Below are 15,122 nucleotides of genomic sequence, written 5' to 3' on the forward strand. Positions count from 1 at the left end.
GCATGGCATTTCAACTTTTATTAAATGTGTTTCTTGCTTTTTGCTGGATGTTCCTGAGCAATGATGGAAGCGCCGCCGGATTCATTACAGGCTTTATCCTGGGAATGATCTCCCTCTTTTTCTTCCGGCGCTTCCTTGTTCATCCGTTTTATCTCTGGAAAATGTTTTCGATTATCAAACTTTTTTTGATCTTTATAAGGGAATTATACCTTGCCAACGTCAGTGTGCTGAAAACAGTCCTATCGCCAAAACTGGATATCAAACCAGGCATATTCGCATTTAAAACGGAACTGACAACGGATTGGGAAATTACCCTGCTTTCACTGCTTATTACATTAACACCGGGAACATTGGTAATGGATATTTCCGATGACCGGACCATTCTCTATATTCACGCGATGGATATTGAGGATGCGGAAAAAGCGATTTTTGATATTCGTGAGTCATTTGAAAAAGCCATACAGGAGGTGAGCCGCTGATGTTTACGTTAATCCTTCAAATCGCGCTCGGCATTATGGCGGTGTCCACCCTGTTGTATGTCGTTCGCGTCATCAAAGGGCCGACTGTTCCTGACCGCGTTGTGGCTCTGGATGCAATCGGCATTAATCTGATAGCGATGACAGCGCTTGTCTCCATCCTGCTGAATACGAGTATTTTTCTTGATATCATATTATTGCTGGGTATTTTGTCTTTTATCGGAACCATTGCATTTTCTAAATTCTTAGAGAAAGGAGAGATTATCGAAAATGATCGTGATCGCTAAAATAGCAGTGGCAATATTGATCCTAATGGGGGCGCTAATTTGTCTTGTGGCTTCCTTTGGGACGCTTCGCCTTCCCGATATGTACACACGCTCTCACGCTGCTTCTAAAGGCTCAACGTTAGGCGTCAATATGATTCTGCTCGGTGTCTTCTTCTTTTTGTGGTTTATAACAGGAGAGATATCGGCAAAAATTCTGCTCGGAATTTTCTTTATCTTTATTACGTCGCCGGTCGGGGGACACTTGATCTGCCGAGCTGCATACAACTCTGGCGTCAAGCTGGATGAAAGAAGTGTACAGGATGACTATAACGGAATCAGAAACTTTGTGATTAAACGAAAAGAGGATTCTTACCTATAAAAATGAGCAGCCGGACAGGCAGAGTTCCGGCTGTTTTTTTATTTTGTGATGACAGCCAGCGTGCATCTGGATATACAGATCAGCCTTTCTTGCTCGTCATAAATGTGAATCTGATACACAATGGTCGTTCTGCCTTTATGAACGGGCTCGGCTACGGCCTTTACCGTCCCTTCCTTGACAGATTTCAGATGATTGGCGTTGATCTCCAAACCGAAACATACTTGTGTACTAGAATCGATTAGATGCTGCGCACCCACACTCGCCGCAGTTTCCGCAAGAGCCACTGAAGCGCCTCCATGCAAATAACCAAAGGGCTGGACTGTCCGGTGATCCACCGGCATCACTGCCACGCAGCGTTCCGCTGTGCTTTCTACAATTTCAATTCCCAGCGCGCCAAGCAATGTATGTTTCATATCCATAGTTTACACTCCTTATTTAAAGCACACCGTCTGATTTTGCAATCAACACCGCTTCCGTCCGGGAACCGACATTAAGCTTGTTGAAAATCGACGTCAGGCTGTATTCAATGGACCGCTTGCTTAAATGAAGCGCATCTGCAATTTCTTGGTTGGTAAAACCTTTTTCAACTTCTTGAAGAATCAGGCATTCTCTTGGTGTGAGCACATCTTGTTCTTTTTGAGAGGAAGGGGCCGGCTTTGTTTTTTGCTGAGTCATCAGCTGTTTAAAGTAAGCGAAATCGACTAAAATTTCTCCGTTGAGCACGTGATATATGTATTGGGTGATCTTTTCCTTTGATTCGGTTTTGCTGATGGCGCCGTGCAGACCCGCACGAATCGCTTCCTCAAAATAATCCTCGACCTCATAACCGGTATATACGATAATTTTACAATGAGGATTCTCTTGTAAAATCTGTTTAGAAAGCTCCATCCCATTGACATCGCCGCCTAAGTTCAAATCCATTAAAATGAGATCATATGATGAGAAATCATGCTGGCGTATGAACTGTTCGCTGGGTTCAGGACTGAGACAATCAACAGACAAATTCGAATCCGTTTCCAAAATTGTCTTGGTGCCTTCCATGACAGCCGGATGGTCATCAATCACTAGTATCTTTTTCATGTTTTCCTCCCTTTTACTCACTCATTTCCATTTTATAAAAAAGACTTGGCTTATGCCAAGTCGTTTCCGTTATAAAACCATTACAATTCCATTTCAATATCGGCCTTAAAGCCCTTTCCTTCACTTGTTTCGATTCGAAGGCGTCCATCTAAAGCCCTGACTCGCTCCTTAATGCCAGAAAGACCCATACTCATGGAATGTTCGTTGGTTTTCTCTTGATCAAATCCCACACCATCGTCCTCATAATGAAGAACAATTTTGTTTTGAATGCTAATCAGCATAATAAGCACTTCCGTCGCCTGAGAGTGTTTCACTGCATTCGATAAAAACTCTTGAATGATCCGGTACAAATTCAGCTGCGAATCCAAATCAAGCGACGCCGTAAATCTGCCGGTATTTAAGCGAATATGAAACGGAACCCGCTCCTGCTGCTGCGCCACCAGCTTGGACAACGCCTTCACAAGCTGCGGCCGCAGCTCATGACACGTCTCCCTCGTCATCGAAATCACATCAGACATCTGCTCATTCATCTGCACGAGCTTGTCCTGCACCTCTTCACGGCATGGATCATCATCCTTCTTAAAATCAGCCAAAAACAGCTCACACTGCCGTTTTAATGAAATCAAATCCTGAAGAACGGAATCGTGGAGATCTCGGGCGAGATCAGAGCGTTGTTTTTCTTCGATCGTGTACATGAGTTTTTTGAGCCAGACGGGGTTAGCATCTTCCCTTTTTAAAGCTTGTAAATGATCCATAAGTTCTTCAATTTGCACAACGTTTTCCATGGATACACTAGTATAAAACGATAATGTTTTCAGCCATGAAACTTCATCTCTTGTCAACCTCGGTGTGTTGATACTAGATAAACAAAGCAATACATAAGAACTTGTACCTTTTTCCCCTACCTTGATCAAAAACCCTTGATTAACCTCAACAATTTTCCCTATTTCTTTAGTGACCTTTTCAAATTCTGTTTTATATAGCTTCCAATTGGGTTCAACACTCTGTTTGTCAAAGTATATAATTTCTCTATCAGTACCAACTTCAAAGGTGTATGCTTTACTTACGGGTAGAACTTCTAGTATTGTTGTTTTTAAGTTCTTAAATACTTGATCTAAAGCTGATACACCTTTAATTAATTGCGTATATTTAAAAATACTGTCTTGATAATTATATTTTTCCGAAAATCGTTTTAACCGAAATTTATAGTCTAATAATTCTTTAATATAAAAGACCGACAGAAAAATTATGAACGTACATAACGTAATTAAGATGACATTAAAATCCGCTCTTTTACTATCGAATACAATTGACAACCAAACTATACCAATTGTCGGAATGATAGACAAGAAACTATAATATCTAATTCTTCCTAGGATAAAGTCAATATCATAAATTTTATTTACAACGAATTGATAAACCAATGCTAATGGGATAATAATTAAGAACGGCGCAGTCACTATTGCTGAATAAATATATTGCCCAAATAAAACTTCCGGCAAGATATATAAGACCGAAAAAGGAAAAAAAGCAACAGTATTCGAAATCAATAATACCTTCAATAAATAGTAATGATCCTTTTTTCTATAAATTATCCCATAATAGATTATACAAAAATAAACAACTGTAATCTCTATTAAGAAAGTTACTAAGTTTATATTACTAATATTCGTAGTAATCCCCGATGGAAGATATTTCTCAGTGAACTCTATTATTACATTAATGATTGGTAGCATGTATAACATGTTCACGTTATAACGTGATGAAAATTTGATGCTTAATTCTTTGAAATATTGATATAGAAAATGCAAATACAAGACAGGTACATTTAAAAAGGTAAAAAGATTAATATATCTATTTATTTCATATCCTCTAGTAACGCCTCCAGCACTTAAATATGCTATCGATATAAACAGCAAAAAATTAATCAAAATATAAGCCGAGTACGTATTTTTCACTCGATTGACCCTATAAATATAAAAAGCACATAACAGACTCAAAGCAAAAAATATACAAGGGATAATATAAATGAAAAAGCTATAAGAATTATTTAAAGAGATATACTCCATATTATGTAATTGAATTTCATGATTATCCCTTTTAACTTTTAAATGTTCAGCTTTTGCTAAATAATTTCTTTTAATATTTTCGCTTGTAGGTTTCTTCCCACTTACTTCGAGTATTAAGTCGCCTTCTTTTAATCCCATATATTTTCCATATGTGGATTTAGTCATTTTTTCAACTTTTAACTCATGATTGGCTGTTTCAGAAACATAAGTACCAACTAAAATACCATTCTGAGTGAAATAAACAATATAAGCAAAATATAAGAGACTAAATAATACTAGCACTATAGAAAAATTTCTTTTAAAGTTTTTCAATAGACCACTTCTCTCTGAATTATTGCTCCCAGAAAATTCCCTTGCATTTCTTTGAGAGAGTCATTTTTTTATTGAAAATATCTACAATTGAAGGGATTAGTTTATCTGGAATTCCTATTAAGCTTGCCTCTCCATTTTCTAATTTAGTTAAAACTTGAGGATTCTTCATTAAGTAATCAATCATATCTTGTTTCATAGGTATACCTCTCTTTATAACTTTATATTTATGTTTAATTGATTCATGCTTGCTGTGATTTCTTCCTCATAAAACTTTATCAACATAGATACATATTGATTAAGCCCCGCTTCAAATAATAATTCATCAAATTTAGAGTGATCAGCTATAAGACTATGATAACTTGGTTGGGAATTTATTAACTTTAATATCTTTTCAGAAGCCTCATTAAATTTGCGGTTTAAAAATAAATAAATTAAAGTCTTTCTTTTCTTTCTTATGTCGCTACGCTGATCATTAACTAAACCATAATAGTCATTTTCCAATTGCTTTATTATTCCTATTTTATAAGCATAATCCTCAATAGTTTGATTAAACTCTCCATTTGCAAGCATGGCAGCTAAAACGGCAGACATAGCTGTAAGAGAACCTGATTTTTGTTTCATCATTTGAATGCATTCTTCTTCTGTCTCTGGAAAGTTTATTAAATCGTCATGTTGCCCCTGCATAGCATTTAAAGCATATTTTAAAGTGAGCCGCTGATATTCAGCCTTATCGCTAATAGAACAAATGGTTTCTAACCCTAAAGTATAAAGGGTAGTTGCAGCATTTAGAGAGAGAGAAGAATCTATTTCCATCCATTTTTTTTCAAAGTTGTCCTCATCCTCTAAATCATCAAATATATCGAAGGCTATGATTAAAAGCTCAATTCCTCCAGCCAACGTTAAAATATGCAAATAACTGTTACCTCTTAATGCTACGTAATGCTTATAAGCCAGGATACCAAAAGAAAAGTGGTTTTTCTCATCGATAAAGTTGATTAAATACTTTTTCAAATCCAAATTTCGAATTTTTTCGTGTACAATCTCCTTCATCTTTTTTTTAATCGAAATTTCATCTAAACACATTTCCTTACTAATATTCTTCACCCTCCCATTCCATTTTACTAAATGGGACATTTAAAGGACAGCAGGTTTTTCGTTTTTTAACAATCATATAATACTTTATCCATTTATTGTACGGGAAGAACGAAAAAAAAGACTTGTTTCCAAGTCTTTTTTACGAAATTTTCATTGCGTATGTGAATTTATCGAGCTGATCAATGCTTTTGTTAATGTTTCGTAATGAATCTGTCGTTTCTTTAATATCAAGTTCGAGTCGGAATAACAATTGTTTTACTTCTTCAAGTTTCTTTTCCATCGTTTCCACACTCCTTTTTTTGAAAGATCAATGAATTGTGTATGGTGAACGAGTCCTAGGTATTTGATCTGTTACTAATAGTGTATCTGGTTTCGAGTTATTTTTCACCGAAAAGTATACAAAAAGATCCTGCGTGACACCGCAAATATCAATAGGTCTTTATGCTTAAAGGGATCACAATGAGAACAGGACTATTTTTCTACGTGTGAAAACGGTGATTTCGGATGGAATTGAGAAAGATTCTTAATTCCTTTGATTTTATTGTATTTAACTGTTTCACCAAGTAAGACTATAGTCCCCCTTGCTGCTTTTTCAAAGTTTAATACGCGATTCTTGGCGTATCGTGACCGACAAACACCGAAAAGACCGCAACGCAAAGTTGTGGCCTTTTCGCTTTGTCATATTCGGCACCTGAGTGATCTATACATATAGACATATCCCCTTTTTGCGAGGTGCTTCCATGAGATATCCTTATCCTTGGCTCTACGTCTATCCGTACGACATACGCCGCCCGCCCGCTCCTGCCGCCAATACAGCGACCTTTATCCGTTCCGCACAGGATGCCGCCGGGCTGCTTGCTGATGCTCAGCTTGTACTTAGGCGCATTGCGGGGTCACAGGAGCTTTCGCGCCGCATCATGACCGCAGCGGAGCAGTCAGATAAACAGACAGTAAAACGTCTGATCAAACAGACAGGCGTCCGGCATGATGTGGATTCGGTCTTTAATCCCGATGGCATATACATCAGCCTAATCAGCACGCAAAGCCGAATCATCGTGGCGTTGCGGTGGTCAGAAGACCGCAATTACTTTTCGCCCATGAGCTTATGACACCACTCCAAGGCTTCCAAATAACAGTCGTACGCTTCTTCCTTGTCCAATTCTTTTGCTAATTCTCCGCAAGTGTCCCAATTGTTGGTTTCGATTAACTTCACAAGCTCAAGCATTTGGTAATAGTCATTTTGATGACCTAATAACGCTTGACCTACTTCATCTATTAAAGGCAATTCTTGAATAATCTCTTCTATTTCTCTGTGCAAAAGGGTGTCTATGAGAGAAAACATCCCGATCAGCATATACGAGGCCGGCTGCGGGCGCGCTGTTTTTCTTGCCAACAGTTCACATAGTTTTGCTCTCATTAAAGAAATTTTTATGATTTCGTGTTTGCTGGAATTCCCTTTTCTGCTTAAATCCTTAAAGGATAGGATGTATATCCACCGTTTGATTTCGTTAAACCCAAGAAGCATGATAGCCTGCTTAATGCTGTCGATCTTTTGGGTTAAGCGGTTATGAGAAGAGTTTAAGAATTTTAAAATTTGATATGAAAGCGATAAATCACGTTCTATGTACTCAGTTACACGCTGGATGTTAGGCTGCTCTTTGCTTAATTCGTTGAGCAATTCATAGTAAGAATAAAAATGGGTTGACAGATCATGGCCGCTGATGATACGCGGTTCGCTGAAAAAGTAGCCTTGAAATAACTGAAAGCCATCTTGCACCGCCTGTTCATATTCTTTGCGTGTTTCTACTTTCTCAGCTAAAAAAATCAGGCCGCAGCTGTTGTAGGTTTGCAAAATTTTTCGGCGTTCCATTCGGGTGGTTTTAAGAAAATCAATTTTCAATATATCAATATAGCTCATGAGCTTTTCCAATAATTTTTCATTTTTCGGGTTTATCGCGTAAAAATCATCGAGTGCCAGCGTATACCCCATTTTTTTCAGCTCTCTGCACCTTGAGACGAGAGCCGGAGTGATCGGTATATCTTCAAGGATTTCAATCACAAGCTGTTTTGGATTGAAGGAGGTGGGGAGATCCGAAAACATCAGGCTTTCAGTGAAATTGACAAAACAGCGTTTTCCTTCCGTCAGCTTCTCGATTCCGATGTTTAAAAAGCTGTTAATCACCAAATCTGTTGTAGCCTGATCGCCGTCTGCAGCGGAATACACATTCTCTTCGCTCTCTCTATATAAAAGTTCATAAGCGACAACCTGTTCTTTTCGATTAAATATAGGCTGTCTTGCAACAAACACCCTCATTGATTTATCCTCCTTACAAAACACGCGGCTTTCCACCCTAAGTATATCAAATAATTTGACGAAATTTGTCTAAACATGAAAAATATTATTCCCACAAAAAAACTGGCCTCTTCGCGAACGAAAGGCCAGTTTGCTTTATTCTTCGAGCTCTTCTTCAAGTCTGCTTTTCACTTCATGGATCCGCTGCATTTTGTTGCTCCAGCAGTCCTCGCTTAAATCAACCGGGTATTCTTCAGGTTTGCTGATTCTCTTATATTCCTCCCACAGAAGGCTGAGGTTGTCTTGTACGTATTGCTGAATGTCAGAAATCTCAGGGTTCTGGTAGCATAGGATGCCTTTTTCAAAAATCAGCTCGTGAAGATCCTTCGCATAGAAATTCGTGACGAATTTGCTGATGAAGGTATGAACCGGGTGGAACATTCTCAGCCGCTTCTGGTCATTCACCTGCTCGTCATAAAGCGCAATGTAATCACCTTCAGAATGATGATTTAACTGATTAATAATTCGGTACACTTTCTTTCTGCCAGGTGTCGTCACTTTGTCAGGGTTGGATGAAATTTTGATCGTGTCGACCATTTCTCCGTTTTCTTCGATGGCGACGAGCTTATAAACTGCACCGAGAGCAGGCTGGTCATAGGCTGTAATCAACTTCGTGCCGACACCCCAGACATCTATGCGCGCTCCCTGAGCCTTTAAATTCATAATGGTATGCTCATCCAAGTCACTCGATGCAATGACTTTCGCGTCTGTAAACCCTGCTTCATCAAGCATTTTCCGGGCTTTTTTTGACAGGTACGCCAAATCGCCGCTATCCAGGCGGATGCCAATGAAGTTGATGCGGTCTCCGAATTCCTTGGCCACTTTAATCGCATTCGGCATGCCTGAACGGAGCGTATCATACGTGTCGACTAAGAAGACGCAATCCTTATGCGTTTCCGCGTATTTTTTGAACGCTGTATATTCATCGCGGTAGGCCTGCACAAGCGCATGTGCATGTGTGCCTGATACCGGGATATTAAAACGCTTTCCGGCTCTTACATTGCTTGTCGCGCTGAAGCCGCCGATTAAGGCTGCTCTCGCTCCCCACATAGCCGCATCCATTTCATGCGCCCGTCTTGTTCCGAATTCAAGTGCAATTTCGTCGCCAATGACGCCCTTGATGCGAGCCGCTTTTGTCGCGATTAATGTTTGGTAATTCACAATGTTAAGCAAAGCTGTTTCAATAAGCTGCGCTTCTACAAGGGGAGCTTCCACCCTCATAATCGGCTCATTGTTAAAAACCAGCTCTCCTTCTTTCATGGAATAAAGAGAACCTGTAAAAGATAAACCGCTCAAATAATCAATAAAATCTTCATGATAACCAAGCTCATCTCGTAAATAAGTCAGGTCACTATCGGTAAACTTGAAGTTTTCCAGATATTCAATGGCTTTTTCCAAGCCCGCAAAAACCGCATAGCCATTCTCAAACGGAAGCTTTCTGAAAAAAAGCTCAAAAATCGCTTTCTTTTCATGAATGCCGTCTCTCCAGTAAGTTTCCGCCATATTGATTTGATAAAGGTCTGTATGTAATGACAGGCTGTCATCTTTAAAACCGTACTCTAACACTGTTTTTCCCCTTCCTTACTCTGCCACTTGCGCTCCGATGCTGTTTGCAAAATGGGAAAGAGCCCACGTATGCCCCTCCTGATTAAAGCTGGCAACAGCCTGTTTATGCACAACAATCCGGAAACCTTTGTTGTATGCATCAACCGCTGTATGCAAGACACAGATATCTGTGCAGACGCCGGCTAAATGCAGCTCGTCAATCTGCCGCTCTCTGAGCTTCAGCTCTAAATCAGTACCCGCAAAAGCAGAATATCTCGTTTTTTCCATGTAATATACATTATGATCATGTGCATGTTTCTGATATAGAGGCAAAAGCTTTCCGTACAGGTCTTTTCCTTCCGTACCCTTGATATTATGCGGTGGAAACAGACGGGTTTCAGGGTGATATTGATCCCCTTCATTGTGAGAATCTACTGCAAATACGACGTAATCACCGTTTGTGATAAAGTGTTCTGTCAAATTGACGATCGCCTCTTCAATCATTCTGCCGGGCTCCCCGCAGGTCAATTTTCCGTCACTCGCCACAAAATCATTCGTATAATCAATACAAATAAGTGCTTTTTTCATAGCCGGCCTCCCCGCCATCAGTATGAGAACATTATATCTTATCTCCCGTTGTAAGGGAATTGCCATGAATAAAAAGACAAACGGTCCGTTTGTCTCTTAAGATTTCAGCACCGACCGATTAAAAATGTCGTCCTGAATATATATAGATTCATGATTTACCGCACTGTCCCCCGCAATGACAAGGCCTAAAGGCGTCTGAAACTGAAGATCAGATACGACTTTAAAAGGCACTCCATTTCGGTTCGCCATTTTTACATAAGGGGAATAAGACTGATACTGAAGCTCTCCATTGATAAGAAGAGAGATATGTTTATTACGTTTAAACGTCTGCTCCGCTTCGTCATATGGTTTGCTTCTGAGCACCTGCCCTTTTGTCAGTGCCAAAAGCACTCTTTCCCGCAATGAGCCTAAAAACAAGTGGCGCTCGTCAGGTTTTGTTTCCAGCGGCCCGTACATTCCTTGCTGTAAATAGAGATCCAGCGTTTCATCACTCAAAAGCTCGTCCTCCCGTCTTGTTTGTCTTCATTATCGCCTGATCCTGCGGGGGCTAAACTTTCAACGGCTGTTACATTTCCGTTACCCAGTGAATGATTTTTTTTGCCAGCTCACCAGCAGGCTCTTCCTCTGTATGCCGGCGCAAAGAAGCCTCCAGCCGTTCTGGCAGCGATGATTTTTCTTCCTCGTATGAAATTATCGTGCTCCACTCCAGCTGCGGAACGGCTACGAGCGTATGCAGCTCTTTTCTGTTTTCATGCAGATATACATCAGTGATCATTCCTGTTTGTGTGCTGATATTTGCTTTTCTGATTTTCATAACATGACCTCGCTATTTAAAAGACTATCCATATTATACAATAAAAAAGCAACAGCCTCTCTAGAAAAGGCTGTTACCCGTTAAACGAAACGGTATCATCAATGATATCGGCATCGTTAAAATTTGTTTTACTATATTCGTTATTGATCTTCACAAAATCCCCAAGCTGAAATGTGCCAGACCCAGCACCTGTGTGATCAACGCTTTTCGGCGCAATCGCAAACACATCTCCAAAGCTGGCTGCAGCATCACCTGATATAGACATAATATATATTGGCCCTACAATCGCAGGCATTTCCCCACCTCCGCACTGATTTACAGCATCATATGCGGAAAGGAGCCAATGGTGCCCGCCTATTCAGCAGGACGTTCGTTTTCTTCAAGGCGTGACCGCTGGCGCAGCTTGATCAGCCGCACGATATTCAAGAAAAACGCCTTGACTACCGCATACACCGGCACAGCTAATATCATGCCGAGAATGCCGCCGAAGCTTCCGGCTCCGATCAACAGCAAAATGATGGTAAGCGGGTGCGTATTCAAACGTTTTCCGATAACGAGCGGAGAAAGCAGATTTCCGTCGAGCTGCTGAACGATCACAACCACGATGATCGCAAAAAGCGCTTTGGCCGGTGAATCCATAAAGCCGATAATGACAGCCGGCGCAGCGCCGAGAAAAGGTCCGACATATGGAATGATATTTGTAATGGCCATGACAATTCCAAGAATCAGCGCATATGGCAGCCCTGTTATCAAGTATCCGATAAAGCACGCTGTCCCTACAAAAAGACAGATTAACAGCTGTCCCTGAAAATACGCAGCAAGTGTGTCGGTTAAATCTTTAAAGATTTTTAGACCTTCTGTCCGGTATGAAGCCGGAAGTATTTTGACTGCCAGGTGCGGAAAGCGGTGTCCATCCTTCAGCATATAAAAGAGGATAAACGGAACAGTGATAATGACAAGTGTGATATTAGTCACGACACCAAACACCGCGGATAAACTGGATGTAATATTTTGCGGCAGGTTTTGGAGAAAGCTTGTCAGAGACTGTTCAATTTTTGATATGGATACATAATCCTGTGTCATCATCCAGGTAAACCATTGAGAGTGAGATAAATCCTTTGTCAATGCCTGAATCTGTTTTATATATTCAGGAAGATTGTTAAACAGCCCGGTCACCTGCGATGTAATGACAGGCCCGACTGCCGCAGAAACAAAGGCAAGCAAACCGATAAATACTAAATAGATGAGCAGAATCGATAATGTCCGCGGCATTTTTTTCTCAAGCAGGCGGACGACCGGATTAAAAATAAAATACAGAATTCCTGCGATCAGCATCGGGAAAAACAATGTCGTGATAAACACGATAAACGGCTGAAACACAAATGAAACTTTTGTTGCTACGAAAATAATCAGCAAAACAAATAAAATTTGCAATGTCCAAAAATGGACTTTTGATTTCAACAAGCTTGTTCCTCCTAGTTTTTCTTTGTCTTACAGATAAAAGAACTTGCACCCCATTATTGTAACAAAAATGAACTGATATCAGAACTTTTAATCAGTGAATGGACTGTTGATTATGCAGACTGTGACATACGGCAGGGACGCCGGACTGACTTATGTACATAAGGTGTCTCTGTTTTCAACTATGACGGGGCGTTTCTACAGCGCTTAACTGAAAAATAGGACGTCCCGGTGTACGCCTATTTTTCAAACGCAAGCACTGTTACACCCGTTCACTGTAATCTGGCGTGACGGAAACCATGTGCTGGATACTGATTAAAAAAACAGAATTTCGGGCTGCTTCAATGATGATATGGTCTGGTTTTACATCAATCAGTCTGCCTCTGACCGTGTCTCGTACTGTTTGAATAATGAATTTTGAGCCGATGAGCTTTTTAATGGTCTGATAGACATAAGGATCGACTAATGAGACCAGTTGCGGACTACCTTGGTTGGCCATACTTCAATCCCCTTTATATGTTTTATCTCAGCTTATGCCACGGGTAAGGATAATGACACAGGCTTACCGGATAACACTAGGGGATGCGGAGACGATTGGGGAGTGTGATTCACGAGGGTGTAAGGAAAGGTGATGAAACGGAGACAGCGAAGAAAACAGACGCTGTTCCGAATACAGGCGGGATCTATACAGGCTTTTTGATAGAAGACTGGGCTTGGTCGATTAAGCGGTCCAGCTTTTCTATTTTTTTCAGTGCGATTGCTTCGTCAATTTGTCGGTAATGGTGATGGCCGCCAGGTTCTTCATCAAGTTCGTCCGCTTTTTTGACAATCTGCTGCAGCGTATTTTTATCGAGTTCACCTTCAGGCAGATAGGAATCGGTATGAAGCAAAATGGCAAGGGCAATCTCTTTTGCCGCTTTCGGTTCTTCACCAAGACGAATCAAGAGCTTATGCGCCCGTTCCGCCCCTTTAATGGCATGGATGTCATTTCTTCTGTATTTTTCATAATCCCACTTTCCGTCTGTATACCATTCATAATGGCCGATGTCATGCAGCAATGCCGCTTTTGTGGCTAAATCAGGGCTGATATCAGCCTTTACAGACAGCCTGTATGCATGATAGGCGCAGGCAATCGCATGAGCCACGCCTGAACGCTGTAAATATTTTTGTGCAATTGGATGGGTGAAGACATCCATTAATGTAACCTTTCTCATGGAAACCCCTCCTTTAGATATTTTTAGAATCCTAACATAATTTGAGGAGAAACTCAATTCTTATGTCATATCATTTTCGTTTCGTTTTCATGTTTGTTATACCCTAAAAGCAGAGTTTCAGTCAGTATATGCAGCCGGACTCCAGAACGCTTAAGCTATCGCCTTTTTATATAAAAAAAGAGCAGGTTCACTCTGCTCTATAAAAACTCTTTTATATCATATATGCGCCCGTTTTCCGCGCCTGTCTCTAATAAAGAAAGCAGCGTGCCGGCAATAAAGGCCGGACTGCGAAGGCTTCCTGTTTCATTCAATTTCCGGAACCGCTCGATGTCGTGAAAATCCTTTTTCGATGATGCACGGATGACGGCCTGCATGTCAGTGTCCATGACACCCGGTGAGAAAGAAATCATGTTCATCGGCCGTTCTTCGTCCTCCTGTTCAAATCCGAACGTTCTCGTAAACATATCAAGTCCGGCTTTTGAGCTGCAATACGCGCTCCACCCCTTGTATGGGTTTTTGGCCGCGCCAGAGGTAATATTGACGATTGTTTTTCTGCCGCTGTACAGAGCAAACTGTTTTGTAAACAGCTGGCTTAGGAGCACGGGCGCGGTCAGATTAAGCTGATAATGGTGCTGCAGCTCTTCTAGAGACGCTTCTCCGGCGCGTTTGATCGGCGTTACCATTCCGGCGTTATTGATCAGTGTGATGGCTGAATAATCAGCTGGATTGATGGATGAAAGCAATGTTTTGAATTGCTGTTCAGCCTCTGTGAGATTGATCAGGTCAATCTGATGCTGTGTCAGTTTCTCATGTGAAACATCTGTTGTTGTTCTGGACAGGGCATGGACTTCATGGCCTTTTTCTAAAGCCTGTAATGCAATGGCTTTCCCCAGTCCTTTTGACGCCCCGGTGATGATATAAAGTTCCATTGGAAACCTCCTCCTTCCGTTCTTATTGTACGGACCGCTTTTAAGCAAAACAAGCGCGGGCGCTTACGCCTTTTTATTATCCTGCACGATAACCTTTGGTATGAGAAAAACAATGCCTGCGATTCCCAGCAGAATCAGCACAATATAGATGATCGGAAGCAGGAGTGAAGATGATTCTTTTTCTTCCATTTCCGTTGATGACGCTTTTGTGATCGGTTTCTCGGAAAATGTAATCCCCAGCTGTTTAGATTGAGCCGCGATGGTGTTGGAGCCCTCGGCATCTGTTGTTGTAAACAAATCCTTTATCAGCTCGGCATCCCGATCCTTCGGTTTTTCAAAGGTGATGTCCTTTTGTTCCTCAGGCAGTTCTGTTTTCTCCTCATAGGAAGAATCTTCATGCAAATAATTCGTATCGATTTCAATGTCTTTCTTCTCATATTGGTTTGGCGCGACATCCGTATTTTCTTCGGTTTCGGCAGCAGCGGCAGAGGGTATGAAAAGGGAAAAGGAGAGCATACATATCAAGATCCCCTTTTCCAAG

The 15,122-nt window shown here is 40.9% G+C and carries 21 protein-coding genes; 4 read left to right on the plus strand and 17 right to left on the minus strand.

Annotated elements, in window-relative coordinates; translation table 11 throughout:
- The first annotated feature begins 2 nt into the window (after positions 1-2).
- Genes LJF29_RS13640 through mnhG form a run of 3 tightly spaced genes read left to right on the plus strand, consistent with a single transcriptional unit; the run spans position 3 to position 1,121 of the window.
- Positions 3-479: a Na+/H+ antiporter subunit E gene (locus LJF29_RS13640; RefSeq protein ID WP_229149089.1), complete on the plus strand. Its 477-nt coding sequence runs from the start codon at positions 3-5 to the stop codon at positions 477-479.
- Entirely contained in the window at positions 479-763 is a 285-nt protein-coding gene (locus tag LJF29_RS13645; protein WP_024122677.1) for a Na(+)/H(+) antiporter subunit F1, read from the plus strand. The genes LJF29_RS13640 and LJF29_RS13645 overlap by 1 nt, the downstream gene beginning before the upstream one ends.
- Positions 747-1,121, plus strand: coding sequence for a monovalent cation/H(+) antiporter subunit G (gene mnhG, locus LJF29_RS13650; protein WP_010331688.1), 375 nt, complete (start codon positions 747-749; stop codon positions 1,119-1,121). The genes LJF29_RS13645 and mnhG overlap by 17 nt, the downstream gene beginning before the upstream one ends.
- Positions 1,122-1,159: 38 nt before the next feature.
- Here mnhG and LJF29_RS13655 read toward each other — a convergent pair whose 3' ends face one another.
- From LJF29_RS13655 to degQ, 6 genes are all read right to left on the minus strand, one after another.
- A complete protein-coding gene (locus LJF29_RS13655; protein WP_229149090.1) occupies positions 1,160-1,540 on the minus strand; it encodes a hotdog fold thioesterase in 381 nt (126 codons plus the stop codon).
- Between the two features lie 16 nt (positions 1,541-1,556).
- Positions 1,557-2,201, minus strand: a complete 645-nt coding sequence (gene comA, locus LJF29_RS13660) for a two-component system response regulator ComA (protein WP_010331690.1) — start codon at positions 2,199-2,201, stop codon at positions 1,557-1,559.
- Between the two features lie 80 nt (positions 2,202-2,281).
- Complete coding sequence (locus LJF29_RS13665) at positions 2,282-4,582, minus strand: sensor histidine kinase (RefSeq protein ID WP_229149091.1); 2,301 nt, start codon at positions 4,580-4,582, stop codon at positions 2,282-2,284.
- Between the two features lie 19 nt (positions 4,583-4,601).
- Positions 4,602-4,778: a competence pheromone ComX gene (comX, locus tag LJF29_RS13670; RefSeq protein ID WP_041906074.1), complete on the minus strand. Its 177-nt coding sequence runs from the start codon at positions 4,776-4,778 to the stop codon at positions 4,602-4,604.
- A gap of 14 nt (positions 4,779-4,792) precedes the next feature.
- A complete protein-coding gene (locus LJF29_RS13675) occupies positions 4,793-5,686 on the minus strand; it encodes a polyprenyl synthetase family protein (protein ID WP_324255119.1) in 894 nt (297 codons plus the stop codon).
- A 130-nt stretch (positions 5,687-5,816) separates the two neighbouring features.
- The gene (gene degQ / locus LJF29_RS13680; protein WP_010331694.1) at positions 5,817-5,957 is read right to left on the minus strand and encodes a degradation enzyme regulation protein DegQ; all 141 of its coding nucleotides are present in this window, start codon (positions 5,955-5,957) and stop codon (positions 5,817-5,819) included.
- Positions 5,958-6,417: 460 nt separating this feature from the next.
- On the opposite strand from degQ, the gene LJF29_RS13685 reads away from it, so the two are divergent.
- A complete protein-coding gene (locus tag LJF29_RS13685) occupies positions 6,418-6,786 on the plus strand; it encodes a hypothetical protein (RefSeq protein WP_010331695.1) in 369 nt (122 codons plus the stop codon).
- Here the strand turns inward: LJF29_RS13685 and LJF29_RS13690 are convergent.
- The 11 genes from LJF29_RS13690 to essA all read right to left on the minus strand — a co-directional run bounded on the left by LJF29_RS13690 (position 6,762) and on the right by essA (position 15,097).
- The gene (locus LJF29_RS13690) at positions 6,762-7,991 is read right to left on the minus strand and encodes an EAL and HDOD domain-containing protein (RefSeq protein WP_168748643.1); all 1,230 of its coding nucleotides are present in this window, start codon (positions 7,989-7,991) and stop codon (positions 6,762-6,764) included. The two genes, LJF29_RS13685 and LJF29_RS13690, sit on opposite strands and share 25 nt — an antisense overlap.
- A gap of 135 nt (positions 7,992-8,126) precedes the next feature.
- The gene (locus LJF29_RS13695; RefSeq protein WP_229149092.1) at positions 8,127-9,596 is read right to left on the minus strand and encodes a nicotinate phosphoribosyltransferase; all 1,470 of its coding nucleotides are present in this window, start codon (positions 9,594-9,596) and stop codon (positions 8,127-8,129) included.
- Between the two features lie 15 nt (positions 9,597-9,611).
- Positions 9,612-10,163, minus strand: a complete 552-nt coding sequence (locus LJF29_RS13700; RefSeq protein ID WP_044158950.1) for a cysteine hydrolase family protein — start codon at positions 10,161-10,163, stop codon at positions 9,612-9,614.
- A gap of 96 nt (positions 10,164-10,259) precedes the next feature.
- Positions 10,260-10,658, minus strand: a complete 399-nt coding sequence (locus LJF29_RS13705) for a YueI family protein (RefSeq protein WP_229149094.1) — start codon at positions 10,656-10,658, stop codon at positions 10,260-10,262.
- A gap of 70 nt (positions 10,659-10,728) precedes the next feature.
- Complete coding sequence (locus tag LJF29_RS13710) at positions 10,729-10,977, minus strand: YueH family protein (protein WP_010331700.1); 249 nt, start codon at positions 10,975-10,977, stop codon at positions 10,729-10,731.
- Positions 10,978-11,050: 73 nt separating this feature from the next.
- Entirely contained in the window at positions 11,051-11,272 is a 222-nt protein-coding gene (locus tag LJF29_RS13715; RefSeq protein ID WP_010331701.1) for a spore germination protein, read from the minus strand.
- Positions 11,273-11,331: 59 nt separating this feature from the next.
- Positions 11,332-12,441, minus strand: a complete 1,110-nt coding sequence (locus LJF29_RS13720) for an AI-2E family transporter (RefSeq protein ID WP_229149095.1) — start codon at positions 12,439-12,441, stop codon at positions 11,332-11,334.
- Between the two features lie 259 nt (positions 12,442-12,700).
- Positions 12,701-12,937, minus strand: coding sequence for a YuzF family protein (locus LJF29_RS13725; RefSeq protein WP_010331703.1), 237 nt, complete (start codon positions 12,935-12,937; stop codon positions 12,701-12,703).
- Between the two features lie 184 nt (positions 12,938-13,121).
- Positions 13,122-13,652, minus strand: coding sequence for an HD domain-containing protein (locus tag LJF29_RS13730; protein ID WP_010331704.1), 531 nt, complete (start codon positions 13,650-13,652; stop codon positions 13,122-13,124).
- A gap of 197 nt (positions 13,653-13,849) precedes the next feature.
- Positions 13,850-14,581 carry a (S)-benzoin forming benzil reductase gene (locus tag LJF29_RS13735; protein WP_229149099.1) on the minus strand — a complete coding sequence of 244 codons (732 nt, stop codon included), beginning with the start codon at positions 14,579-14,581 and terminating at the stop codon, positions 13,850-13,852.
- A gap of 63 nt (positions 14,582-14,644) precedes the next feature.
- Positions 14,645-15,097: a type VII secretion protein EssA gene (gene essA, locus LJF29_RS13740; protein ID WP_229149100.1), complete on the minus strand. Its 453-nt coding sequence runs from the start codon at positions 15,095-15,097 to the stop codon at positions 14,645-14,647.
- Positions 15,098-15,122: the final 25 nt, after the last annotated feature.

Origin of the sequence: Bacillus sp. LBG-1-113, from assembly GCF_020708615.1 — a bacterium.
Taxonomy (GTDB): Bacteria; Bacillota; Bacilli; order Bacillales; family Bacillaceae; genus Bacillus; species Bacillus mojavensis.